Origin of the sequence: Streptomyces sp. NPDC127100 (genome assembly GCF_042724095.1) — a bacterium.
Lineage (GTDB): Bacteria > Actinomycetota > Actinomycetes > Streptomycetales > Streptomycetaceae > Streptomyces.
This window is the reverse complement of record NZ_JBHXFL010000028.1, coordinates 74,609-96,923: the sequence shown is the minus strand read 5'-3', so window position 1 is coordinate 96,923 and position 22,315 is coordinate 74,609. Positions and strand designations below refer to the sequence as shown.

Below are 22,315 nucleotides of genomic sequence, written 5' to 3'. Positions count from 1 at the left end.
CCCGTGGGACTCCGGCGCCGGGCCTCTCCTCCGCAACCCCCGTGTGCGGCGGCTGTGGGGTGCTATTCGGTCGCGATCGCGTTCAGGACGTTCATCCGGCCCGCCCGGAAGGCCGGGATCAGGGCGGCGAACAGGCCCACGAAGGCCGAGCCGATGAAGACCCCGATGATCGTCGGCCAGGGGATGTCGAGGACGTTCAGTCCCTCCAGGGCCAGCAGCTTCTGCGCCGTGGTGCCCCAGCCCATGCCCAGCCCGAGCCCCAGCAGGGCACCGAAGAGGGCGATGACCACGGACTCCATGCGGATCATCCGGCGCAGCTGGCGGCGGGAGAGGCCGATCGCCCGCATGAGGCCGATCTCGCGGGTCCGTTCGACCACCGACAGCGCCAGGGTGTTCACGACGCCCAGGACCGCGACGATGATCGCGAGGGCGAGCAGTCCGTAGACCATGTTCAGCAGCTGGCCGACCTGGTCCTTGAGCTCCTGCTTGTAGTCGGTCTGGTCCCGCACCTGGTACTGCGGGTACTGGTCCAGCGACTTCTTCAGCGCCGTGTACGCCGCGGTCTCCTGGCCGTCCTTCGCCTTGGCGAACATGATCACGTTCGGCGGGACGCGGTCGGCCGGCAGGTACTTCCGCATCGTGTCGATGCTGATGTAGCGGGCGCCCTGGTCGATGGCCACGTCGTCGCTCGTGATCGCGGCGACCTTCAGCCGGGCCGTCCCGCCGCCCTTGAAGGCGACCGAGATCGTGTCGCCGACGCGCACGCCGTGCTTCTCGGCGTAGTCGGAGCCGACCGACATGGCGTCGGCGCCGTAGGCCGCGGCCAGGTCGCCGGCGGTGGTCTCGCGGCGCACGTCCTTCGCGTACGTCGGGTCGGCGGCGGTCAGGCCGTCCTCGTCCCTCTTGCCGTCGGGCGAGGTCAGCGTGGCGTCGAGCACCTTGTAGCGGGTGACGTGCTCCAGGCCGGGCGTGTCCAGCATCTTCTTCTCGGCCTGCGGCACGATCCGCTGGTTGCCCTCGACGATGAAGTCCGCGCCGACCGTCTTGTCCAGCTCGCTCGTGGCCGAGGCGACCATCGAGGAACCGACCACCGACAGGCAGGCCACCAGGGCCAGGCCGATCATCAGGGCGGCGCCCGTGGCGCCGGTGCGGCGGGGGTTTCGCAGGGCGTTGCGCTCGGCCATGCGGCCCACCGGGCCGAAGGCCCGCAGCAGCACCGCGCTGATCACCCGCACGACCGCGCCGGCCAGCAGCGGGCCGATCACGACGAAGCCGATCAGGGTGAGGACGATGCCCACCCCCAGCATCGACGCGCCGTCGCTCGCCTTGTCCGCCGTGCCGGCCGCGTACAGGGCCGCGGCGCCGGCGCCGGTGAGGACCAGGCCGATGAGGCCGCGGATCCAGCCGGCCCTGCCGTCGGCCGGGGTGCCGGCGTCGCGCAGGGCGGCCATCGGGGAGACCTTGCCGGCGCGGCGGGCCGGCAGGTAGGCGGCCAGGACGGTGACCACGACGCCGAGGACCAGGCCGACCACGGGCGTCGCCGCCTTGACGGTCAGGTCGTCGGTGGACAGGTTCATGCCCGCCGCGGACATCAGCTTCATCAGGCCGACGGCGATCCCGACACCGGCCGCGACACCGAGCACCGAGCCGACGACGCCGAGGAGCAGCGCCTCGACCAGCACCGAGCGGTTGACCTGCCGGCGGGAGGAGCCGATGGCCCGCATCAGGCCGATCTCCCGGGTGCGCTGGGCGACCAGCATCGAGAAGGTGTTGATGATCAGGAAGATGCCGACCAGGAACGCGATCCCGGCGAAGCCGAGCATGGCGTACTTGATGACGTCCATGAACTCGCCGACGTCCGCGCGGTTCTCGTCGGCGGTCTCCTTGGCCGTCTGCACCTTGTAGGAGCCGTCCAGTGCCTTCGCGACGCTCTGCTTGAGCTGCGCGTCCGGGACGCCGGACGCGGCGGTCACGTTGATCTGGGTGAACCGGCCCTCGGCGCCGAGCAGTTCGCGCTGGGAGGTCGGGGTGTCGAAGTAGACGACGGCGGCACCGGGGTTGGTGACGGTGAAGGAGGCGATGCCGACGATGCGTGCCTTGAAGTCGCCGGTCTGCGCGATGGTGCGCAGCTCGTCACCGAGCTTCAGGTGGTGCTTGTCCGCGGTGTCGGAGTCGATCATCGCCTCGGTCGGGCCGCGCGGGGCGTGCCCGGAGGTGATCTCCATCGACCGCAGGTCGTTCTTCGTCCAGTTGCCGGCGATCGTCGGGGCGCCGCTGGTGGCGCCCACGTTGTCGTTGTCGCTGTTGACGACGGTCACGTTCATCGAGGAGACCGCGCCCTCGGCGGCCGCGACGCCCTCGACCGAGCGGACCCGCTCCAGGGTGGACGCGGGCAGCGACTCGGGCACCCCGTTCTGCGGGGTGTCCTCGGCCTTCGCGTCCTTGGGACCGACCGTCACGTCCGAGGACGTGACCGCGAACAGCTTGTCGAACGTCGTGTTCATGGTGTCCGTGAACACCAGGGTGCCGCACACGAACGCCACCGACAGCAGCACCGCCACCGCCGACAGCGCCATCCGGCCCTTGTGCGCGAAGAAGTTGCGCAGCGAGGTCTTCACGACGGTCATGACGTACGCCCCCGGGCGTCGAAGTCCTTCATGCGGTCCAGCACGGCCTCCGCGGTCGGCCGGTGCATCTCGTCGACGATCCGGCCGTCGGCGAGGTACAGCACCCGGTCCGCGTAGCTGGCGGCCACCGGGTCGTGGGTGACCATCACGATGGTCTGGCCCAGTTCGTCCACCGACCGGCGCAGGAAGCCCAGCACCTCGGCACCGGCCCGCGAGTCGAGGTTTCCGGTGGGCTCGTCCCCGAAGATGATCTCGGGCCGGGCCGCGAGGGCCCGGGCCACGGCGACGCGCTGCTGCTGGCCGCCGGAGAGCTGGGTCGGCCGGTGCTTGAGCCGGCCGGCCAGACCCACGGTCTCCACGACCCGGTCCAGCCACTCCCGGTCGGGCTTGCGGCCGGCGATGTCCATGGGCAGCGTGATGTTCTCGATGGCGTTCAGCGTCGGCAGCAGGTTGAACGCCTGGAAGATGAAGCCGATCCGGTCCCGGCGCAGCTGGGTGAGCTTCTTGTCCTTCAGGCCGGTGATCTCGGTCTCGTCCAGGTAGATCTGGCCGCCGGTGACGGTGTCGAGGCCGGCCAGGCAGTGCATCAGCGTCGACTTGCCGGAGCCCGACGGGCCCATGATCGCGGTGAACTGCCCGCGGGCGATGTCCACGTCCACGTGGTCGAGGGCGACCACCCGGGTCTCCCCGCTGCCGTAGGCCTTGACGACCTGCCGCCCCCGCGCGGCAACGGCCGTACGTCCTCCAGTGCTCCCGTGCCGGGGAATGGTTACGGCCGATGTCATGTCAAGTCTCCTATGTCGGTCATCGAGTGAGCCGTCGGTGCCCGCGGTACGCGTACCGCCGAAGTGCCGTGTGTCCGTGCCGCTGCGTCGGTGGTGCCGGGTCCGCCGCGTCCCGTGTGAGAAGTCTGGCCGGAACCAGGGGCCGGGCGCGCTGGTGCTCAGCGCACTCTTCACCTGGGGAAAACCCCACCCCCACTGCTCCGGTTCGCCGCCCCCCAGCGGCGTAGAGCCAGGTTAAGGACCCGCCGGGGCGCTTCTCGTCCTCCGCCGGTACGAACCCTCCCCGGGCCGTAGTACGGAGGTACCCCTAGGGGCTGTCCACCTGTCGGTGGAGTTCTCCTAGGGGTGGCACTCCACCCTCGGACGCACCGAGCCTCCACCCTCCCGCCGCGTGAGGCGCAAGCGGCGTGCCCGGCCCGGCAGGTTGATGTACAGGGCACGCACAGTGGCGCCGCCGGCGTTCCCGGTGCCGGGACCGTGCCGGGGCCCGGTCGCGCGGGGCCCGTTGTGCCGGTGCCCTGCGGTAGAGGCCCGACTCTGGGCCGCGCGACCGAGGTTGCGGTCTCTCCGGCATACCGACCACTCAGTCGGCCGATGAGGCACCGTCGCGCCGGACCGACGAGTAGCGTGCGTGACCCTCCACCCCCCCACCTCCCTGCGGTCCGTCCACGGACCCCAGCCGCGCAAGGAGCACCGGGATGTCCTTCGCCCCCTACCCACCACCACGGCACGGCGCGCCACCGTCGTACGAACCCGCCCCGCCCTGGCAGCCGCCCGGGCACCACGGCGACCTGCGCGCCCTGCGCGGCGCCCACCGCAGGCAGCGGCGCACGGCCACCTTCGCCGCGCTCGGCTACTTCCTGCTGTTCCTCGGCCTGTCCGCGTTCGCCCCGTCGTCCCTGACCGGCGAGGTCACCGACGGACTGCCCCTCGGCCTGCTGCTCGCCCTGCTCCAACTGCCCGTCACCTGGCTGGCGATCGTCCTGTACGAGCACACCGCGCGCCGTACCGTCGACCCGCTCGCCGACCGCGTCCGCCGGGACGGCGAGGCGAATGCCGGGCGGGGGGCGGTCCGGTGACGGGGTTCGACGACAACGCGCAGGCGATGGCCCTGGTCGCCTTCACCGCCATCGCCACGGCCACGCTGCTGCTGTGCGTGATGACCGGCCCGGACCGGGACGACCTCGACGAGTTCTACACCGGCTACGGCTCCCTGTCGCCGATGCGCAACGGCCTGGCCGTCGCGGGCGACTACATCTCCGCGGCGACCGTCCTCGGCACGAGCGGCGTGATCGCCCTGTTCGGCTACGACGGCATCGTGCTCGCCCTGAGCACCGCGCTGTCCCTGCTGCTGCTCATGTTCCTGATGGCCGAACCGCTGCGCAACGCGGGCCGGTTCACCATGGGCGACGTGCTGGCCCGCCGCACCCCGGCGCGCAGCGTGCGCGTCGCGGGCTGCGTGGTGACCATCGCCGCGCTGCTGCCGATGATGCTGGTGCAACTGGCCGGCACCGGGCAACTGCTGTCGTTCCTGCTGGGGTTCACCAGCGAGTCGGTGCAGACGGGCTGCATCGTCGGCGTGGGCGCGCTGATGATCAGCTACGCGGCGATCGGCGGGATGAAGGGCACCGCCCTCATCCAGATCCTGAAGATCGTGATGCTGCTCGGGTCGGGCGCGGTGGTCACCGTCCTGCTCCTGGACCGCTTCGACTGGAACCCGGGGGCCCTGTTCGACGCCGCCGCCCGGAACAGCGGCGCGGGCCCCGCCTTCCTGCACCCCGGCCTGGAGTACGCCACCGGGCCCCGTCCCGGGCTCGACATGGTCTCCTCCCAGCTGGCCGTGGTCCTGGGCGGCGCCTGCCTGCCGCACGTCACGATGCGCATGTACACCGCCTCCAGCGCACGCCAGGTGCGCCGGTCGATGTCCTGGGCGGTGTCGCTGGTGGCCCTGTTCGTGGTCGTCGTCACCGTCGTCGGGCTCGGCGCCACGGCGCTGGTCGGCCGCGAGACGGTCGCGCGGGTCGACCCGGCCGGCAACACCGCCTACCTGCTGGGCTCGCGGGCCGCCTTCGGCACGGACGTGACGACGGCGGAGACCCTGCTCTTCACCACCGTCAGCACCGCCCTCTTCCTCACCCTGCTCGCCTCCGTCGCCGGCATGATCCTGGCCTGCGCCAACTCCCTGGCCCACGACGTGTTCGCCACCCGCACGCGGGAGCTGTCGCCACGCCGCGAGATGACGCTGGCCCGGCTGTCCGCGCTGGCGGTGGGCGTGCCCGCGATCGTGCTCGCCACCCTGGTGCAGCACCGCAGCCTGCAGCCGCTGGCCACCCTGTCCTTCTGCCTGGGCGCGTCCGCCCTGTGCCCGGCCCTGGTCTACGGCCTCTTCTGGCGCCGCTTCACCCGTACGGGCCTGCTGTGGACGCTGATCGGGGGCACCGTCACGGTCCTGGTGCTGATGCCGGGCACCAGCCTGGTCTCCGGCACCCCGGTGGCGGCCTTCCCGGACGCCGACTTCAACTGGTTCCCGTTCACCACCACGGGGCTGGTGTCCATCCCGGCCGGCTTCGCCTTCGGCTGGCTCGGCACGGTGGCCTCCGGCCGCGGGCGAACGGACGAGCAGCGCGGACGGTACGAGGCGCTGGAGCCGGAACTCCTCGCGGGGGCGGTCCGCAGGACCGGCTGACAGGACGCCCCGGCGGGGGGCCGCGCCGCGGGAGGCGCGACGCCGCGGTGGCAGGTCGCGTCACTCCACGCCGCGGGTCGTCAGGGAGCCCAGGTGGCCGCGGCAGGAGCTGATCTGGTCCTGCATCTCGTCCCAGCGCTCCCCGTGCTCGTGCAGCACCCGCTCCGTCTCGCGGGCGATCTCCTCCGCCCGGGCCCGCGCCGTCGCGACGATCTCCGCGGCCCGGGCCCGCGCCTCCTCCTGCCGGAGCCCGGCCGACTCCTCCGCCTCGGCCAGGTCCCGCCGCGCCTCCGCCAGCGCCCGCTCGGCGCCCGCGACCAGCTCCTCGTGGTGGGCGTCCAGGGCGGCCGCCCGGCCGGTCTCCTCCCGTTCGGCCTCCGCCCAGCGCGCCGCGAACTCGCTCTCCTGCCCGGCGAGCGTCGACGAGGTCCGGCGCCGCGCCTCCCGCAGCACGAACAGCGCCTCGCCGCGCTCGGTCCGCACCTCGCGCCGGGCCGCGATCCGCACCTCGTCGGCCCGCGCACGCGCCGCCAGGACCAGCTCCCCGGCCCACTCGTCGGCCTCGGCACGCACGGCGTCGGCATACGCCCGCGCGGCGTCCCGGACCTCGGCCGCGCGGGCCCGTGCCCCGCTCACCAGTTCCTCCGCCGCGTGCCGCTCCCGCTCCCGCACGGTCTCGGCCTCCTCCTGGGCGAGCCGGAAGAGGCAGCGCGCCCGTTCGCCGAGCGCCTCGTAGTCCTGCGGCTCGAGCCCGGCCACCGTCTCCCGCAGCCGGTCCAGTTCCGTCCCCATCTCGCGGGCCAGCACCGTGAGCCGGGCGGCCCGCTCCCAGGCCGCGTCGCGCTCCCGCGAGAGGGCCGCGACACCCGCGTCGACCTGTTCGGGACGGTAGCCACGCCCCCGTACGGTCTCGAAGCCGTGCGGCGACACCGATGCGCTGCTCATGCCGGAACCCCTGTTTCGCCCGATCCACTGACAGACTTCCGCGATGTCCGGACATCTTTACGGATCAGACGTAAACACGCATAACGCGACACTCCGCGCATACCGCACGACTACGGCCGCCCGGCCCGGTCCCGGAAACGCCGACGGGCCGGGCCGGCCCCCGTGAGGGTGACCGGCCCGGCCCGTCGTTCCGCGTCAGCGGCGCCGCCTCACAGCAGCCCGTCCCACATCTGCTCCAGCAGCACCGACCACCAGCTCTCGGCCGAACCGAGCGCCGCCGGGTCGATCGAGGCCAGCTGCGCCTGGAAGTCCACCGTCCAGCGGCCGGCCTGCTCCTGGTTCAGACCGAACCTGAGCCGCCACATCCGGCCCAGCAGCGCCAGGCAGCGGGCGAACTCCGGCAGCCCGGTGTTCACGAACTGCGGCGGCACGGGCGCACCGCCCGGCCCCGCCTCCACCGGCACCGCCACGATGTGCGCCGTGCCGTACTGCACGCAGACCGCCCGGCCGAAGTCGCTGCCCACGACGAGGTACGAGCCCGCGTCCGAGGCCGGCTGCACCCCCCGCTCGGCGGCCAGTTCCGCCAGCGTCGGCACCGGACGGCCCGGCTGGGCCTGCGCCCAGAAGAACGGGCCCATGTCCATCGGCAGCCCCGCCGCCACCAGCGTGTGCGCCACGACGGGCGGCACACCCTGCCGGGACACGGCGGCCTGCTCGAACCGGAAGACGGCCGGCCCGAACGCCGCCGCGAGCTCCTGCCCGATGGCCTCCGGCGGGACCGGCGGCGCCGGCTGCACCTGCGGCAGCGGAGCCCGCACCGGCGCCGGACGCGCCGGCCCGTCGGCCACCTGGTGCAGCTCGCCCTGGTGCGCGAGCAGTTGCTGCATACCCTGCTGCCGGCTCGCGTGGTCGGTGCCGTACGGCGCGATGGACGTGATCCGCGCCTGCGGCCACTGCTCCCGGATCATCCGCGCGCAGTAGGCGCCCGGCAGCTCGCACGACTCCAGTTCGGTGTGCAGCTCGAGCACCTGGTCCGGGGGCACGTTCATGGCCCGCAGCTCGTGGAAGATCTGCCACTCCGGGTGCGGCGTGCCCGGCGCCGAACGCCGGATCAGCTGCTGCTCGGAGCCGTCCTGCGCGCGATAGCGCAGCACGGCCTGGTAGCCGGGACCGACGGTCGGCTGACCGGTCGGCGGCTGCGGACGGCCGTACGCCGGCGGCGGCACCGCACCGGGCGGCACGGATCCGGGCGGCACGGGATGCCCGGCACCGGGGACGCCCGGGGCGCCCGGAGGCTGCGGCGGGCCGGGCACACCCGGCGCGGACGGAGGCGGAGGCACGCCGGGACCGCCCACCGGGGGCGCGGCCAGCACCGTCTCCGCGTGGTGCACGGCACCACGTCCACCGCCGGACGGACCCTGCGTGCCGGACGCACCGGCCGACGCGGGCGCACCGGGAGCGGCGGGAGGCGGCGGCGTACCGGGCGCCCCACCCGCGGCCGGGACACCCGGAGCACCCGGGACGCCCGGAGCAGCGGGAGCACCCGGCGCGCCCGGAGGCTGGGGTGCCCCGCCGCCCGTCCGGCCCGGGTCGGCCAGCATCGTGGCGGCGTGGTGCACCCCGCCCGGGGGCGTCCCGCCGGGAGTGCTCGGCGGGGGCGGCGTACCCGGACCGGCCGGACCACCCGCCGCTCCGCCCGGACCTCCCTGACTTCCCGGAGCACCCGGAGCACCGGGGCCCTCGGGGCCGAGGGACGACACCATCTGCGTCGGCACGTAACCGCCCGCCGGCGCACCCGGCGGAGGCGTGCTGCCCGGCCGCGCACCCGGCACGCCCGGAGCGCCCGGCGGAGGCGGCGTGACCGAACCCGCGCCGCGTCGCGGAGGCGCCGCCTTGCTGGTCGCGGCGTCGGCGATGTCCCCGGCGTTCGGCGCGAGCGGCCGGGCCGGTGTACTCGGACCGGCCTGCGGCAGGGGCGCACCCGGCGGAGGCGTGCCCGGCACGGGAGGCGCACCCGGCGGGGGCGTACCCGGCACCGGGGGCGCGGCCGGCGGCGGCGTGCCCGCACCCGCGGGCGTCGCCGGCGTGCCCGGGGTGTCGACCGCCGGCGCGAGCGCCGTCCGCGGCAGACCGCTGCCGCCCGACATCAGCGCCGTCTTGGCGTCCGGCGCCGCCGAGGGCGGCGGAGTGTCCTCGGCACCGCTCAGCGGCGGTGCGAACACCGTCTCGGGCAGCGGCACCGAACGGTCGTCACCGGCGTCCGCGTTGGTGTCCGTACCCGCCCAGGGAGTCGCCCCGGCGGGCGCGGCCGGCGCACCGGACCGGCCGGCGCCGGCACCGGAGGCGTCACCGCCGCCAGCCCCGGCGGCGGGCCAGGCCGCGCCACCGCCCCGCGCGTCCGCGGCATCCCCGGCGGCGGAGGAAGCCGCGGCAGGAGCGGAAGGACCAGCGGGCGCGGCGGGCGCGCCCGACGGCACCCCGCCCTGCGTCCCGGGAAGCGCCGCACCTCCCCCGGTGCCGCCCTCCGCGGCACCGTCACCGGCGTCCCGCTCACCCCGCCGGTCCGGGATGCCCAGCTTGTCCGCCGCCTCCTGCAACCACTCCGGCGGACTCAGCAGGAACGACGTCTGATTCAGGTCCACCCGCGCCGCGGGAGCGGGCGCCGGCTCCTCCACCGCGTCCGGACGGCCGTACTCCTCCTCGTAGCGGCGGATCACCTCCCCCACCGCCAGCGCCGGCCACAGCGTGGCCTCACCACTGTCCCGCGCGATCACCAGCCGCTGCGCGCCCCCGTCCGAACGCGGGCCCTCCGCACGGTCCTCGGCCCACACCACGAACCCGAGACCGAACTCCCGCACCCGCACCTCGCGATGCTGGTACGCCGGCAGCTCACCGTTGATCCACTCTTCCGCGCGCTCCTGCGCCTGCGCGAACGTCACCATCGCCAGCTCACTCCCCTACCGGCGCCGAGGACGCCGACGCCACGGGCACCGCACGCGCGAAACCACCGTCCACCATCAGGTTCGCCACCGTCTCCAACTCCGGCGGCGACCCCGCCAGCCGCGACAGGAACGCGTCGAAGTCCTCACCGCACGGCAGCAGCAACCGCTCCACCCGCTCCGCCGGCGTCCACGACGGATCCACGTCCCGCGCGTCGTCGTACGAGCAGAACCACACCGAACCGATCCGGTCGCCCTTCACCTTCACCGCCAGCAGGCCGCCCTGCACGAAGGCGACCCCCAGGTAGTCCTTCGTCAGATGGTCCCGCAGGCACTTGTTGACGTAGACCAGGTCGTTGACCGCCGCCTCCTCACGCACCGTGAAGAACGGCTGGTCCACCAGCAGCCCCAGCTCCGCGTCCAGCGCCGTACCCACCGGCGCACAGCCACCCGCCGCCTTCAGGAACGACCGGTACGCGCCCGGCAGCCGGTACCCCAGGTCCTCCTCGACCCCCTGCACCTGCTGCTCCGTCACCGCCACACCCGACTTCGGCAGCCCGAAGTGCGCCGGACGCGTCTCCTGCAACGGCCGCGTCCCCCGCTTGTCCTGGTCCACCGCCGCCGTCGCGATGCCGCCGTGGTGCCGCAGCAACGCCTTCACCTCGACCGGCACCAGCTCCATGCGCCGCGTACCGACCGCGTGGTGCCACGTCCAGCCGTGCGGCGTCGCCACCGCCGGCACCGTGTCCCACAGCTCGTGCCCCGACGCCGACAACGCCGCGTTCGCCGACACGTAGTCCGTCAGCCGCAGCTCGTCGACCCCGAACCCCACCGGCGGCTCCGCGATCTCCGCGACCGCACGGGCGTACGGCGAGAAGACGGGGTAACCCCCCTCGTCCACCCGTACCCCTCTCGGGTGACGGGCCGCCCTCACCGGATCCGGGAAATGCACGACCTGCCCGGCGTAGGCCGCGTTCGGCGGCGCGATCTGCCCGAGCCGACCTGTCGTCATGGCGGTAGCCCCCTGCGGCGTCTGTCTGTCAGCACTGTCTTCCATCACCGCACGCGAACGCGGTGCCGACAGCCTATGCGGTACGCCGACACCGGTCACCGGCCCCGCACACCCACCCCCGCCCCCACCCGTGACCAGCCGTCACCCCCTCGTGACGGAACGCCCATACGTGGGCGTGTCACCCCGCCCCAGCTACCGCACACGCCACGGGATTTGGCACCCTGTGTCCTCCGGGGGGATGCCCAGGAGGGGAACATGACCATGAGTGCGACGCAGACGGAACCACACACCGGCAGCTCCGGCGACCCCAGGACCGGCGACCCCCGCATCGGCTGGAGCGCCCCCGAGACCCCCCAGGCCCCCACCCTGCGCCACCGCCGCGACGGCATACTCCCCACCGTCGCCGCCGCCCTCTCCGTCCGCGGCACCACCCTCACCGGCACCGCCACCCGCGCCGACGCGCCGCCCGCCCTGCACCACCTCGTCCAGGACTTCCTCGACACCCTCACCAGCGGACAGCGCGACCGCTTCACCGGCCGCTGCGCCGAGACCATCCTCATCTCCCGGCACCTCACCACCGCCGACTCCGCACGCAGCAAGCGCGCCGCGCGCAGGCCCATGACCAACGGCGAGGCCCGCAAGGCCCTCAAGCACGCCAAACTGACCACCCGCCGCATCCGCGAGGACGGCGACCCCCTCCACGGCAGCTTCGCCACCCCCTGCCGCGCCTGCACCGCCCTCAGCGCCCACTTCGGCGTCCGCGTCGTCGACCCCACCGCCGACGACTGACCGGCCCCGCACGCCGAACGACACCACCGACACGGACCAAGGGCAGATGCACGCCGACCGCACCTCCACCACCCGATTCCCCGTCCCCGTCGACGCCGCCCTGCGCGACGCCGGCTGGCAACCGGGACGCTGGGACATAAAGCAGGCCGAGATCTGGGCCGACACCCTGCGCGACCACACCTCGCCCGCGGGACACCGCCACCACGTCCTCCCCGCCGCCGTCGAGGCCTGGGCCGAGTTCGGCGGCCTCCACATCACCCCCACCGGCACGGGCCGCCAGATCGCCCCCGCCGCCCTCCACCTCGACCCCCTGCACGGCCTCCACATGGCCCGCACCCTCGGCGACCTCGGCCGCGCCCTCGACACCCAGGTCTGCCCCCTCGGCACCGAGACCGACACCCAGGCCCTCATCGCCATGGACACCGAAGGCCGCGTCTACGCCCTCGACCACACCGGCGACTGGTACCTCGGCCCCGACATGGACCAGGCCCTCACCGCCCTCGTCGCCGGCACCCGGCCCACCCGCCTCACCACCGGCGGCTGACCCGCCGCTACGACGCCGGAATCACCGCCGACACCCGGAAACCCCCCGCGTCCGTCGGACCCGACACGAACACGCCCCCCAGAGCGGACACCCGCTCCTTCATCCCCACCAGACCGTTGCCGCCCGACGGCAGCCGCGCCGACGACGCCGACGACACCTCCGGCGGCGGCTCGTTCTCCACCTGCATCGCGATCTCCGACACCCGGTGCGCGAGCCGCACATACGTCCTCGCGCCCGCCGCGTGCTTGTGGACGTTCGTCAGCGCCTCCTGCACCACCCGGAACGCCGTCGACTCCACCTCCGCCGCGTACGGCCGCTCCTCCCCCTCCACCGACAGCGCCACGACCATCCCCGCCGCCGTCGACTGCCCGATCAGCTCCTCCAGCTCCGCCAGACACGGACCCTCCGCGGGACGCCCACCGTCCTCCGCCGCCCGCGACGCGGCCGCCGCCGCGGCCACCCCCACCGCCGCCAGCGGCACCGCCGCCCGCTCGGCACGCCCGGCGTCCGCACCGGTACGCAGCACCCCGAGCATCTCCCGCAACTCGGTCAGCGCCTGCCGCCCCATGTCCCCCACCAGCGCGGCGTTCTTCACCGCCTTCTCCGGGTCCTTCCGGGCCACGGCCTGCAGCGCGGCGGCGTGCACCACCATCAGACTCACCCGGTGCGCGACCACGTCGTGCATCTCCCGCGCGATCCGCGTCCGCTCCTCGCCCCGCGCCCACTGCGCACGCTCCTCCGCCCGCTCCGCGAGCAGCTGCAACTCCCGCTCCAGGCTGTCCGCCCGCTCCCGCAGGCTCTCCATCAGCCGCCGCCGCGCCCCCACGTACAGGCCCAGCAGCACCGGAGGGGCGGTCACCCCCAGGGACGTGGCGATCGACGCGAACGGAATGAACCAGTCGCCGATGTCCAGGTCCTCGTGCGCCATGTCCTGCCGCACCCGCACGAACGTGACGATCAACGTACCGAGCAGCGACATACCGGCCAGCGACCCGATGATCCGCCGCGGCATCTCGGACGCGGCCAGCGTGTACAGGCCGACGACGGCCATCAGGAAACCCATCTGCGCCGGCGTGATGGCGATCGCCACCAGCACCACCGCGACGGGCCACTTCCGCCGCACCACCAGCATCGAACCCGCCAGCACCCCGAAGACGACCCCCGCCGCCCACGGGATCCCGGCGTCCCGCGCGAACGGAACCCCCTCCGCCGCGCACTCCAGCGCGGACACGGCACCGAGACTCACATCGAGTACCGCACCGCGCCGCCTGTCCCACCACCAAGGCCCACCCCGGGCCGGTACGTGGTCTTCCCCCGTCGTGGTCATGCCCTCCACCCTACGGGCGCGGACCGACCGCTTTCCGGTGACTTTCCCCGGGCGATACGACGCGATATCCCTCGAACTGGTGAACCCTCCACCGCTCAGCACCGGAGCCGTACATTCCGGCCGGACGGTATGCCCATGGCACTTTCACGGAACAAGTACGCGGACTTCGAGGGCTTGCGGGAACGGGCGGTGGCGTTGCGGCGCGAGGGACTGAGCCGACGCCAGATCCGGGACCGGCTGCACGTCGACAACAACGACATCCTCAACCGCCTCCTGGAGGGCGAGCCGCCTCCGGAATGGACGAAGCGCCCGAACGCGAAGGACGACCTGCGGGACCGAGCACGAGAGCTCCGGCTGCAGGGATGGACGTACGACCGGATCCAGGTCGAGCTGGGCTGCGCCAAGAGCTCGATCTCGCTCTGGGTACGGGACCTGCCGAAGCCGGAGCGGCGGACACCGTCGGAGCAAGCGAGGCTGGCCGCCCGGAAGCGTTGGGAGCACGAGTTGGCGATCCGGGACCAGGAACGACAGCAGACCAAGACCGAGGCGGAACAGCAGATCGGAGAGATGTCGAACCGCGACCTGTTCATGGCGGGCGTCGCCCTTTACTGGGCCGAGGGCGCCAAGGACAAGCCTTATGCCCGACGGGAGCACGTCATCTTCGTCAACAGCGACCCCGGAGTGATCCAGCTCTACCTGGCCTGGTTGAGTCTGCTCGGCGTCGAACGCGAACGCCTGCAGTACCGGGTGATGATCCACATGACGGCTGACGTAGAGGGCGCCAAGCACTACTGGGCCCATCTGGTCGGCGTCGACATCTCCAAGTTCCAGAAGACGACGATCAAGAAGCACAACCCGAAAACGGTACGCAAAAACGTTGGCGACAGCTACCGAGGTTGCCTGGTGATCCGTGTGTCTCAGGGAGCTGAGCTGTACCGGCAGATCGAAGGCTGGTGGAGCGGGATGGTGGCCCAAGCCCCAACACGTCTCAGGTATGGTCTGACGCAGCCATCCGCCATGGGGTAACTGGTAGCCCGCGGGCCTTTGAAGCCCTGTAGTGCTGGTTCGAATCCAGCTGGCGGAGCTGCAAGGTTCGGGCCCTGACCGTCGGCGAAAGCCGGCGTCAGGGCCCGCAGTCATGTCTGCTGCAAACCACCCCGGTATCCTGCGGATGTCCACCCCCACCCCCTCAAAGCCGAAGGGCATCCCGTGAGCGCCATTCGCCCGGCAGCCGTCGTCGTTCTCGCAGCGGGTGAGGGCACCCGTATGAAGTCGGCCACACCCAAGGTCCTGCACGAGCTGTGCGGACGTTCCCTCGTCGGCCACGTGCTCGCCTCCGCCGGTGAGCTGGAGCCCGAGAACCTGGTCGTCGTCGTGGGCCACGCCCGCGAGAAGGTCACCGCGCACCTCGCCGAGGTCGCCCCCGACGTGCGCACCGCCGTGCAGGAGCAGCAGAACGGCACCGGGCACGCCGTCCGCATGGGTCTGGAGGCCCTGGGCGGCGCCGTGGACGGCACCGTCGTGGTCGTCTGCGGTGACACCCCCCTGCTGACCGGCGAGACGCTGCGGGCCCTCGCCGCCACCCACTCCGCCGACGGCAACGCGGTCACCGTGCTGACGGCCGAGGTGCCGGACGCGACGGGGTACGGCCGGATCGTGCGGGACGGGGCCTCGGGTGCCGTCACCGCGATCGTGGAGCACAAGGACGCCTCCGAGTCGCAGCGGGCGATCCGCGAGATCAACTCGGGTGTCTTCGCCTTCGACGGGCAGCTGCTCGCGGACGCGCTCGGGAAGGTGCGGACGGACAACAGCCAGGGCGAGGAGTACCTGACCGACGTCCTCGGCATCCTGCGCGAGGCCGGGCACCGCGTCGGTGCCTCGGTGGCCGGGGACCACCGGGAGATCGCGGGGATCAACAACCGCGTGCAGCTGGCCGAGGCCCGCCGGATCCTCAACGACCGGCTGCTGACGCGCGCCATGCTGGCCGGTGTGACGGTGGTCGATCCGGCCACGACGTGGGTGGACGTGACGGTGACGTTCGAGCAGGACGTGATCGTGCACCCGGGTACGCAGCTCCAGGGGTCCACGCACCTGGCCGAGGGGTCCGAGGTCGGGCCGCACTCCCGGCTCACGGACACGCGCGTGGGCGCGGGCGCGCGGGTGGACAACACGGTGTCCCTGGGCGCCGTGGTGGGCCCGGAGGCGACGGTGGGCCCGTACGCGTACCTGCGGCCCGGTACCCGGCTCGGGGCGAAGGCGAAGGTCGGCACGTACGTCGAGACGAAGAACGCGTCGATCGGCGAGGGGACGAAGGTCCCGCACCTGTCCTACGTGGGTGACGCGACGATCGGTGAGTACACCAACATCGGTGCCGCGAGCGTGTTCGTGAACTACGACGGGGAGAGCAAGCACCACACGACGGTGGGTTCGCACTGCAAGACGGGTTCGGACAACATGTTTGTGGCTCCTGTCACGGTCGGGGACGGTGCCTACACCGCCGCCGGCTCGGTGATCACGAAGGATGTGCCGCCCGGTTCGCTGGCCGTGGCCCGCGGCCAGCAGCGGAATATCGAGGGTTGGGTGGCCCGTAAGCGTCCGGGGAGCGCGGCGGCGAAGGCGGCCGAGGCGGTGTCCCGGGAGACCGGTGGCGAAGGCTGACCGGAAACCGGCGCGTCGAACACGGCGTACCGTGATAAGTGCACATCCGCACCCCACCAGCTGAGACGCCTCCGGCACCCAGCCGGACGAGCCCATGAGGCTCAGCTGCGAAACCTCTGAGGAGAAAGTGCTGTGACCGGGATCAAGACGACCGGCGTGAAGAAGATGATGTTCTTCTCCGGCCGCGCCCACCCCGAGCTTGCCGAGGAGATCGCCCACGAGCTGGGTGTCGGGGTCGTCCCGACGAAGGCCTTCGACTTCGCGAACGGTGAGATCTACGTCCGTTACCAGGAGTCGGCGCGTGGTGCGGACTGCTTTCTGATCCAGAGCCACACGGCTCCGATCAACAAGTGGGTCATGGAGCAGCTGATCATGATCGACGCGTTGAAGCGCGCGTCGGCCCGCTCCATCACCGTCATCGTGCCGTTCTACGGTTACGCGCGGCAGGACAAGAAGCACCGGGGACGTGAACCGATCTCGGCGCGTCTGATCGCGGACCTGATGAAGACCGCGGGTGCGGACCGGATCCTGGCGGTGGACCTGCACACGGACCAGATCCAGGGTTTCTTCGACGGCCCGGTGGACCACCTGTTCGCGCTGCCGCTGCTGGCGGACTACGTGGGTGCGAAGGTGGACCGTTCGAAGCTGACGGTGGTGTCTCCGGACGCGGGCCGGGTGCGGGTGGCGGACCGTTGGTGCGACCGTCTGGGCGCGCCGCTGGCGATCGTGCACAAGCGGCGCGACAAGGACGTGGCGAACCAGGTCACGGTGCACGAGGTCGTGGGTGACGTGAAGGGCCGTATCTGCGTCCTGGTCGACGACATGATCGACACCGGTGGCACGATCTGCGCTGCGGCGGACGCGCTGTTCGCGCACGGTGCGGAGGACGTCATCGTGACGGCGACGCACGGTGTGCTGTCGGGTCCGGCGGCGGACCGGCTGAAGAACTCGAAGGTGAGCGAGTTCGTGTTCACGAACACGCTGCCGACGCCGAACGAGCTGGAGCTGGACAAGATCACGGTGCTGTCGATCGCGCCGACGATCGCGCGTGCGGTGCGTGAGGTGTTCGAGGACGGTTCGGTGACGAGCCTGTTCGACGAGCAGTAAGGGTTCGCCTGGTCCCTCCGCTGCCCGCTCCGGGACCGCTGTAGATCGTTTTGGGTACGGCCTTCCTCTCCGAGTAGACTGCTGAAGTTGCTCGGCGAGGGAGGCCGTACTCGTGTCCGCGGGTGTGGCTGTCCGTTATCGACGCGCTCTTCGTAGCAGGCCGTTCGTGGCCGGGTGACCACGTCCGTCTCTACCTCTACGAGGAGTGATCATGTCCGAGGTGAAGCTCACCGCCGAGACCCGCAGCGAGTTCGGCAAGGGTGCCGCGCGTCGCATCCGCCGTGACAACAAGGTCCCGGGTGTTCTGTACGGCCACGGTTCCGACCCGATCCACCTGACCCTTCCGGGCCACGAGCTGCTGCTGGCGCTGCGTACGCCGAACGTGCTGATCGCGCTGGACATCGACGGCAAGACCGACGAGCTGGCGATCCCGAAGTCGGTGCAGCGCGACCCGATCAAGGGCTTCCTGGAGCACGTCGACCTGCAGCTGGTGAAGCGCGGCGAGACCGTGACCGTCGAGGTCCCGGTGCAGGCCGAGGGCGAGCTGGCCCCGGGTGGTTACCTGCTGGAGCACGTCCTGGCCGCGCTGCCGGTCGAGGCCGAGGCCACGCACATCCCGGAGCAGGTCACCGTGTCGGTCGAGGGTCTGGAGGCCGGTGCCTCGATCCTGGCCAAGGACGTCAAGCTGCCCTCCGGTGCCAAGCTGGCCGTCGAGGAGGACGCCGTCGTGCTGCAGGTCCTGGCCGCTCAGGCCGAGGAGCCCGCTGCCGAGGGCGAGGGTGAGGGCGAGGCGGCCGCCGAGGCCTGATCCTCTCCCGGTCATCGTTTGGTCGGCCGCTGTTCCCGTGCGGGGCAGCGGCCGACGTGCATGTGTGGACGGACGGGCAGGTAAGGAGACATGGACGTGACGACGGACGCGAGTGCGCCCTGGCTGGTGGCCGGTCTCGGCAATCCGGGCCCCGAGTACGCCGCGAACCGGCACAACGTCGGTTTCATGGTGGTGGATCTGCTGGCGGAGCGCATCGGGGCGCGGTTCAAGCGGCACGGCAAGGCGCAGGCGCAGGTGGTGGAGGGGCGGATCGGGCCTCCGGGACCGGCCAACCGGCGGGTGATCCTGGCGAAGCCGATGTCGTTCATGAACGTGTCGGGTGGGCCGGTGACGGTGCTGCGGGACTTCTACAAGGTGCCGGTCGGCAACATCGTGGCGGTGCACGACGAGCTGGACATCGACTACGGCGTGCTGCGGCTGAAGCTGGGGGGCGGCGACAACGGGCACAACGGGCTGAAGTCGATCACGAAGTCGCTGGGGGCGGACTACCACCGGGTGCGGTTCGGGATCGGCCGGCCCCCGGGGCGGATGCCGGTGGCGGACTTCGTGCTGAAGGACTTCTCGTCGGCGGAGCGCAAGGAGCTGGACTACTTCGTGGACCGTGCGGCGGACGCGGTGGAGTGTCTGGTGATCGAGGGGCTGGAGCGTGCGCAGGGCACGTACAACTCCTGACTTGTCCGTGCTTGCCGCCCGGGTGAGTTGACCGACCGCATAGGTATGGCCAATGATCCCGGCCATGCCTGCCTCAGCCGTCGCCGCCGCCCGTCCCCGCCGGGCCTCGCGCGCCTCGCGTGCCGCGCTGCGGTTCGGCCGGGTCGCGGCGATGGGCACGGTCGCGGCGTTGATCCTGATCGCCGGGGTGTGGGCGTCGTGGGGGACGGCGCAGCACGTGATGCTGACCAAGGGGCGCGAGCAGGGCACGGTCGAGGTGACGCGGTGCGGGGACGGTGCGTGCAGCGGGCCCTACGCGCCGGTGTCGGCGGGTTCGCGGGCGCGGGTGAGTGTCGTGCTCGAGGACTCGGTGGCCGTGTCGGAGGGGCGTACGTACTCGGTGGTGGTGAAGCCGGGCAGTGACGACGCGGTGCGCTCGGGTCCGGCCGGGGTGCTGTACGCGTGGGTGCCGCTGGGCGGTGCGCTGCTGCTGGCGTCGGTCGTCGTGGCGGGCGGGCTGCGGCGGACCCGGGCGGCGTGGGTGCTGGCCGGGTCGGGGGTGGGGTTGCTGACCGCGGCGTTCCTCGCGGTGTGACGTGGATACGGCGGTGCCCCCGCGCTCGTGGTGAGCGCGGGGGCACCGTCGTGTCCGGGGTGGCGGGGCGTCAGCCGGTGTTGCGCAGGCCGGCGGCGACGCCGTTGACGGTGAGCAGCAGGGCGCGGGCCAGCAGCGGGTCGGCTTCCTCGCCGGCGGCGGCCGCCTCGCGCTGGCGGCCGAGGAGGGCCACCTGGAGGTAGGAGATCGGGTCCAGGTAGGCGTCGCGGATGGCGAACGTCTGCTTCAGGACGGGGTCGGCGTCGAGCAGTTCGTCCTCACCGGTGACGTTGAGGACCTCGGCGACGGTCAGCTCGTGTTCGGCCTTGATGGCGTCGAAGACGTGCTTGAGCTCGTCGGGGACGAGGGTGTCGACGTAGTGCTGGGCGATGCGCAGGTCGGTCTTGGCGAGGGTCATCTCGACGTTGGAGATGAAGTTGCGGAAGAAGTGCCACTGCTGGTGCATCTCCGCCAGGACGCTGTCCAGGCCGGCCTCGCGCAGGGCCTTGAGACCGGAGCCGACTCCGTACCAGCCGGGGACGATCTGCCGGGACTGGGTCCAGCCGAACACCCAGGGGATGGCGCGCAGTCCGTCGAGCGAGACGCCCGAGCCGGGGCGGCGGGAGGGCCGGGAGCCCAGGTGCAGGTCGGCGAGCTGGTCGACCGGCGTGGAGGCCAGGAAGTACGTCGGCAGGTCGGGGTCCTCGACCAGCTTGCGGTAGGCCTGGTGGGCGGCCTCGGAGACGACGTCCATGGCGGCGTCCCAGCGGGCGAGGGCCTCGTCGGACTGGCGGGGGGCGGTGTGCAGCGCGGATGCCTGGAGGGTGGCGGCGACCGTCAGTTCCAGGTTCTCGCGGGCCAGCGCCGGGATCAGGTACTTGTCGGAGATGACCTCGCCCTGCTCGGTCACCTTGATCTCGCCCTCCAGGGTGCCCCAGGGCTGGGCGAGGATGGCGTCGTGGGTGGGGCCGCCGCCGCGGCCGACGGTGCCGCCGCGGCCGTGGAACAGCCGGAGCCGCACTCCGTACCGGTGGGCGACGTCGCGCAGGCGGCGCTGGGCGCGGTGGATCTCCCACTGCGAGGTGGTGATGCCGCCGAACTTGGAGGAGTCGGAGTAGCCGAGCATGACCTCCTGGACGTCGCCGCGCAGGGCGACGAGGCGCCGGTAGGAGGGGTCGGCGAGGAGGTCCTCGAGGATGGTGTCGGCGGCCTTGAGCTCGTCGGTGGTCTCCAGGAGCGGCACGATGCCGATCTTCGCCCAGCCGGCGTGCAGGTCGACGAGGCCGGCCTCCCGGGCCAGCACCGCCGCGGCGAAGACGTCGTCGGCGCCCTGGCACATGGAGATGATGTAGGACTCGACGACCTCGGGGCCGAAGACCTCCAGGGCGCGCCGGACGGTCTGGAAGACGCCGAGGGTCTTCTCGCCGGCCGCGTCCACCGGGGCGGGCGTCGGGGCCAGCGGCCTGCGGGAGCGCAGCTCCTTGGCGAGGAGCTTGGTGCGGTACTCGCGGGGCATGTCGGCGTAGCGCCAGGACTCCTCGCCGAGGCGGTCGAAGAGCTGGCCGAGGGCGTGGTGGTGGGCGTCGGCGTGTTCGCGGACGTCCATGGTGGCGAGCTGGAGGCCGAAGGCGGCGAGGGTGCGGATGGTGCGGGCGAGCCGGCCGTCGGCGAAGAGGCCGCCGCGGTGCTCGCGCAGGGAGGTCTGGAGGATCCGCAGGTCGGCGATGAGTTCGGCGGTGCCGAGGTAGTCGTGGCCGTCCTCGTGGGGGGTGCCCTTGGCGAGGCGCTGCTTGGTGTTCTCCAGCTTCTGCCGGATGCAGGTGGCCTTGAGCCGGTAGGGCTCCTCGGCGTTGAGGCGCTTGTAGCGGGGGCTGATCTCGGGGAGCCGGTCGAGGTCGGCCTGGAGCGAGGTGAGGAGCTCCTCCGTCGCGCCGGTGTAGCGGATGGAGTTGGACAGGAAGCCGCGCAGCTCGTCGATCATCTCCAGGGCGTCGTTGATGCCGTGCTCGTGCTGGAGGATGAGGACGTCCCAGGTGACCTGGGGCGTGACGTTGGGGTTGCCGTCGCGGTCGCCGCCGATCCAGGTGCCGAAGGTGAGGGGGCGGGTGTCGTCGGGGAGCTTGACGCCGGCGCGCTCGAGTTCGGCCGTCAGGTCCTCGAGGACGTCGCCGACGGCGCCGGCGTGGAGTTCGTCGAGGTAGTAGATGGCGTTGCGGGCCTCGTCGGCGGGTTCGGGGCGCACGACGCGGAGTTCGTCGGTCTGCCAGACGAGGTCGATGTTCTCGGCGAGGCGGGTGTCGAGGCGGCGCCGGTCGGACTCGATGACGGGGGTGTCGAGGAGGGCGGCGATGCGGCGCAGCTTGTTGAGGACCGAGCGGCGGGCGGCCTCGGTGGGGTGCGCGGTGAAGACGGGGCGCACGTTGAGGTTGCGGACCGTCTCGCGCAGGTGCTCGGGGTCGGCGTCCTTGAGGCGGTCGGCCGTGCGGGCGAGCAGTCCGCCCTCGGCGGAGCGCCGGGCGCGCAGTTCGCGGCCGCGGTGGACCTGCTCGGTGACGTTGGCGAGGTGGAAGTAGGTGGAGAAGGCGCGGACCAGCTTGGCCGCGGTCTGCAGTTCGGTGCCGCGCAGCAGTTCCGCGGCGGCCTCGCCGTCCTCTCGGGTGAGTCGGCGTACCTTCTCGACGAGGTCCAGCAGCTCGGGGCCCTCCTGCCGGACGAGGGTCTCCCCGAGGAGGTCGCCCAGTCGGCGGATGTCGGCCCGCAGTTCGGCGCTGGTGGTCGCCTGGGACACAGTCTGGTCGTCGGCACTGCTCACAGGTGCGGC

The 22,315-nt window shown here is 72.4% G+C and carries 17 protein-coding genes and 1 tRNA gene; 11 read left to right on the top strand and 7 right to left on the bottom strand.

The features are described 5' to 3' along the window. Positions 1–62: 62 nt before the first annotated feature. Both ACFWJB_RS23585 and ACFWJB_RS23580 read right to left on the bottom strand, forming a co-directional pair. A complete protein-coding gene (locus ACFWJB_RS23585) occupies positions 63–2,627 on the bottom strand; it encodes an ABC transporter permease (RefSeq protein ID WP_386924572.1) in 2,565 nt (854 codons plus the stop codon). Continuing rightward, positions 2,624–3,412, bottom strand: coding sequence for an ABC transporter ATP-binding protein (locus ACFWJB_RS23580; RefSeq protein WP_385472583.1), 789 nt, complete (start codon positions 3,410–3,412; stop codon positions 2,624–2,626). Before ACFWJB_RS23580 ends, ACFWJB_RS23585 begins: the two co-directional genes overlap by 4 nt. Positions 3,413–4,110: 698 nt before the next feature. On the opposite strand from ACFWJB_RS23580, the gene ACFWJB_RS23575 reads away from it, so the two are divergent. Together ACFWJB_RS23575 and ACFWJB_RS23570 are read left to right on the top strand one after the other, a co-directional pair. Then, entirely contained in the window at positions 4,111–4,491 is a 381-nt protein-coding gene (locus ACFWJB_RS23575) for a DUF485 domain-containing protein (RefSeq protein WP_385472586.1), read from the top strand. Positions 4,492–4,517: 26 nt separating this feature from the next. After that, positions 4,518–6,098 carry a cation acetate symporter gene (locus ACFWJB_RS23570; RefSeq protein ID WP_386924579.1) on the top strand — a complete coding sequence of 527 codons (1,581 nt, stop codon included), beginning with the start codon at positions 4,518–4,520 and terminating at the stop codon, positions 6,096–6,098. A gap of 60 nt (positions 6,099–6,158) precedes the next feature. On the opposite strand, the gene ACFWJB_RS23565 is transcribed toward ACFWJB_RS23570, so the two are convergent. The 3 genes from ACFWJB_RS23565 to ACFWJB_RS23555 all read right to left on the bottom strand — a co-directional run bounded on the left by ACFWJB_RS23565 (position 6,159) and on the right by ACFWJB_RS23555 (position 10,994). After that, positions 6,159–7,043 carry a cellulose-binding protein gene (locus ACFWJB_RS23565; protein WP_385472589.1) on the bottom strand — a complete coding sequence of 295 codons (885 nt, stop codon included), beginning with the start codon at positions 7,041–7,043 and terminating at the stop codon, positions 6,159–6,161. Positions 7,044–7,252: 209 nt separating this feature from the next. Next, entirely contained in the window at positions 7,253–9,985 is a 2,733-nt protein-coding gene (locus ACFWJB_RS23560) for an SUKH-4 family immunity protein (RefSeq protein WP_386924569.1), read from the bottom strand. Between the two features lie 7 nt (positions 9,986–9,992). Continuing rightward, a complete protein-coding gene (locus ACFWJB_RS23555) occupies positions 9,993–10,994 on the bottom strand; it encodes an SMI1/KNR4 family protein (protein WP_385465712.1) in 1,002 nt (333 codons plus the stop codon). A 261-nt stretch (positions 10,995–11,255) separates the two neighbouring features. Here ACFWJB_RS23555 and ACFWJB_RS23550 point away from each other — a divergent pair, with 261 nt between their 5' ends. Both ACFWJB_RS23550 and ACFWJB_RS23545 read left to right on the top strand, forming a co-directional pair. Further along, entirely contained in the window at positions 11,256–11,783 is a 528-nt protein-coding gene (locus ACFWJB_RS23550; protein WP_386924577.1) for a YwqJ-related putative deaminase, read from the top strand. 46 nt (positions 11,784–11,829) lie between these two features. Next, on the top strand, positions 11,830–12,327 hold the full coding sequence (locus ACFWJB_RS23545) for an SUKH-3 domain-containing protein (RefSeq protein ID WP_385465709.1): 498 nt from the start codon (positions 11,830–11,832) through the stop codon (positions 12,325–12,327). A 7-nt stretch (positions 12,328–12,334) separates the two neighbouring features. Here ACFWJB_RS23545 and ACFWJB_RS23540 read toward each other — a convergent pair whose 3' ends face one another. Then, the gene (locus tag ACFWJB_RS23540) at positions 12,335–13,654 is read right to left on the bottom strand and encodes a sensor histidine kinase (RefSeq protein WP_386924567.1); all 1,320 of its coding nucleotides are present in this window, start codon (positions 13,652–13,654) and stop codon (positions 12,335–12,337) included. Positions 13,655–13,789: 135 nt separating this feature from the next. Between ACFWJB_RS23540 and ACFWJB_RS23535 the strand changes: the two genes are divergently transcribed. From ACFWJB_RS23535 to ACFWJB_RS23505, 7 genes are all read left to right on the top strand, one after another. Further along, the gene (locus tag ACFWJB_RS23535; protein ID WP_385465703.1) at positions 13,790–14,680 is read left to right on the top strand and encodes a hypothetical protein; all 891 of its coding nucleotides are present in this window, start codon (positions 13,790–13,792) and stop codon (positions 14,678–14,680) included. Further along, a tRNA-Gln gene (locus ACFWJB_RS23530) sits at positions 14,666–14,738 on the top strand. The genes ACFWJB_RS23535 and ACFWJB_RS23530 overlap by 15 nt, the downstream gene beginning before the upstream one ends. A 125-nt stretch (positions 14,739–14,863) precedes the next feature. Then, positions 14,864–16,312: a bifunctional UDP-N-acetylglucosamine diphosphorylase/glucosamine-1-phosphate N-acetyltransferase GlmU gene (glmU, locus tag ACFWJB_RS23525; RefSeq protein ID WP_385465700.1), complete on the top strand. Its 1,449-nt coding sequence runs from the start codon at positions 14,864–14,866 to the stop codon at positions 16,310–16,312. 132 nt (positions 16,313–16,444) lie between these two features. Then, positions 16,445–17,419 (top strand): ribose-phosphate diphosphokinase, encoded by a 975-nt coding sequence (locus ACFWJB_RS23520; protein ID WP_385465697.1) that lies wholly within the window; start codon positions 16,445–16,447, stop codon positions 17,417–17,419. 211 nt (positions 17,420–17,630) lie between these two features. After that, entirely contained in the window at positions 17,631–18,227 is a 597-nt protein-coding gene (locus ACFWJB_RS23515) for a 50S ribosomal protein L25/general stress protein Ctc (protein WP_385465694.1), read from the top strand. Positions 18,228–18,317: 90 nt separating this feature from the next. Continuing rightward, entirely contained in the window at positions 18,318–18,920 is a 603-nt protein-coding gene (gene pth, locus ACFWJB_RS23510) for an aminoacyl-tRNA hydrolase (protein ID WP_386924564.1), read from the top strand. 52 nt (positions 18,921–18,972) lie between these two features. Continuing rightward, the gene (locus tag ACFWJB_RS23505; RefSeq protein WP_385465688.1) at positions 18,973–19,494 is read left to right on the top strand and encodes a hypothetical protein; all 522 of its coding nucleotides are present in this window, start codon (positions 18,973–18,975) and stop codon (positions 19,492–19,494) included. Positions 19,495–19,564: 70 nt separating this feature from the next. Here the strand turns inward: ACFWJB_RS23505 and ppc are convergent, their stop codons facing one another. Continuing rightward, positions 19,565–22,306, bottom strand: coding sequence for a phosphoenolpyruvate carboxylase (gene ppc, locus ACFWJB_RS23500; protein WP_385465685.1), 2,742 nt, complete (start codon positions 22,304–22,306; stop codon positions 19,565–19,567). Positions 22,307–22,315 lie beyond the last annotated feature (9 nt).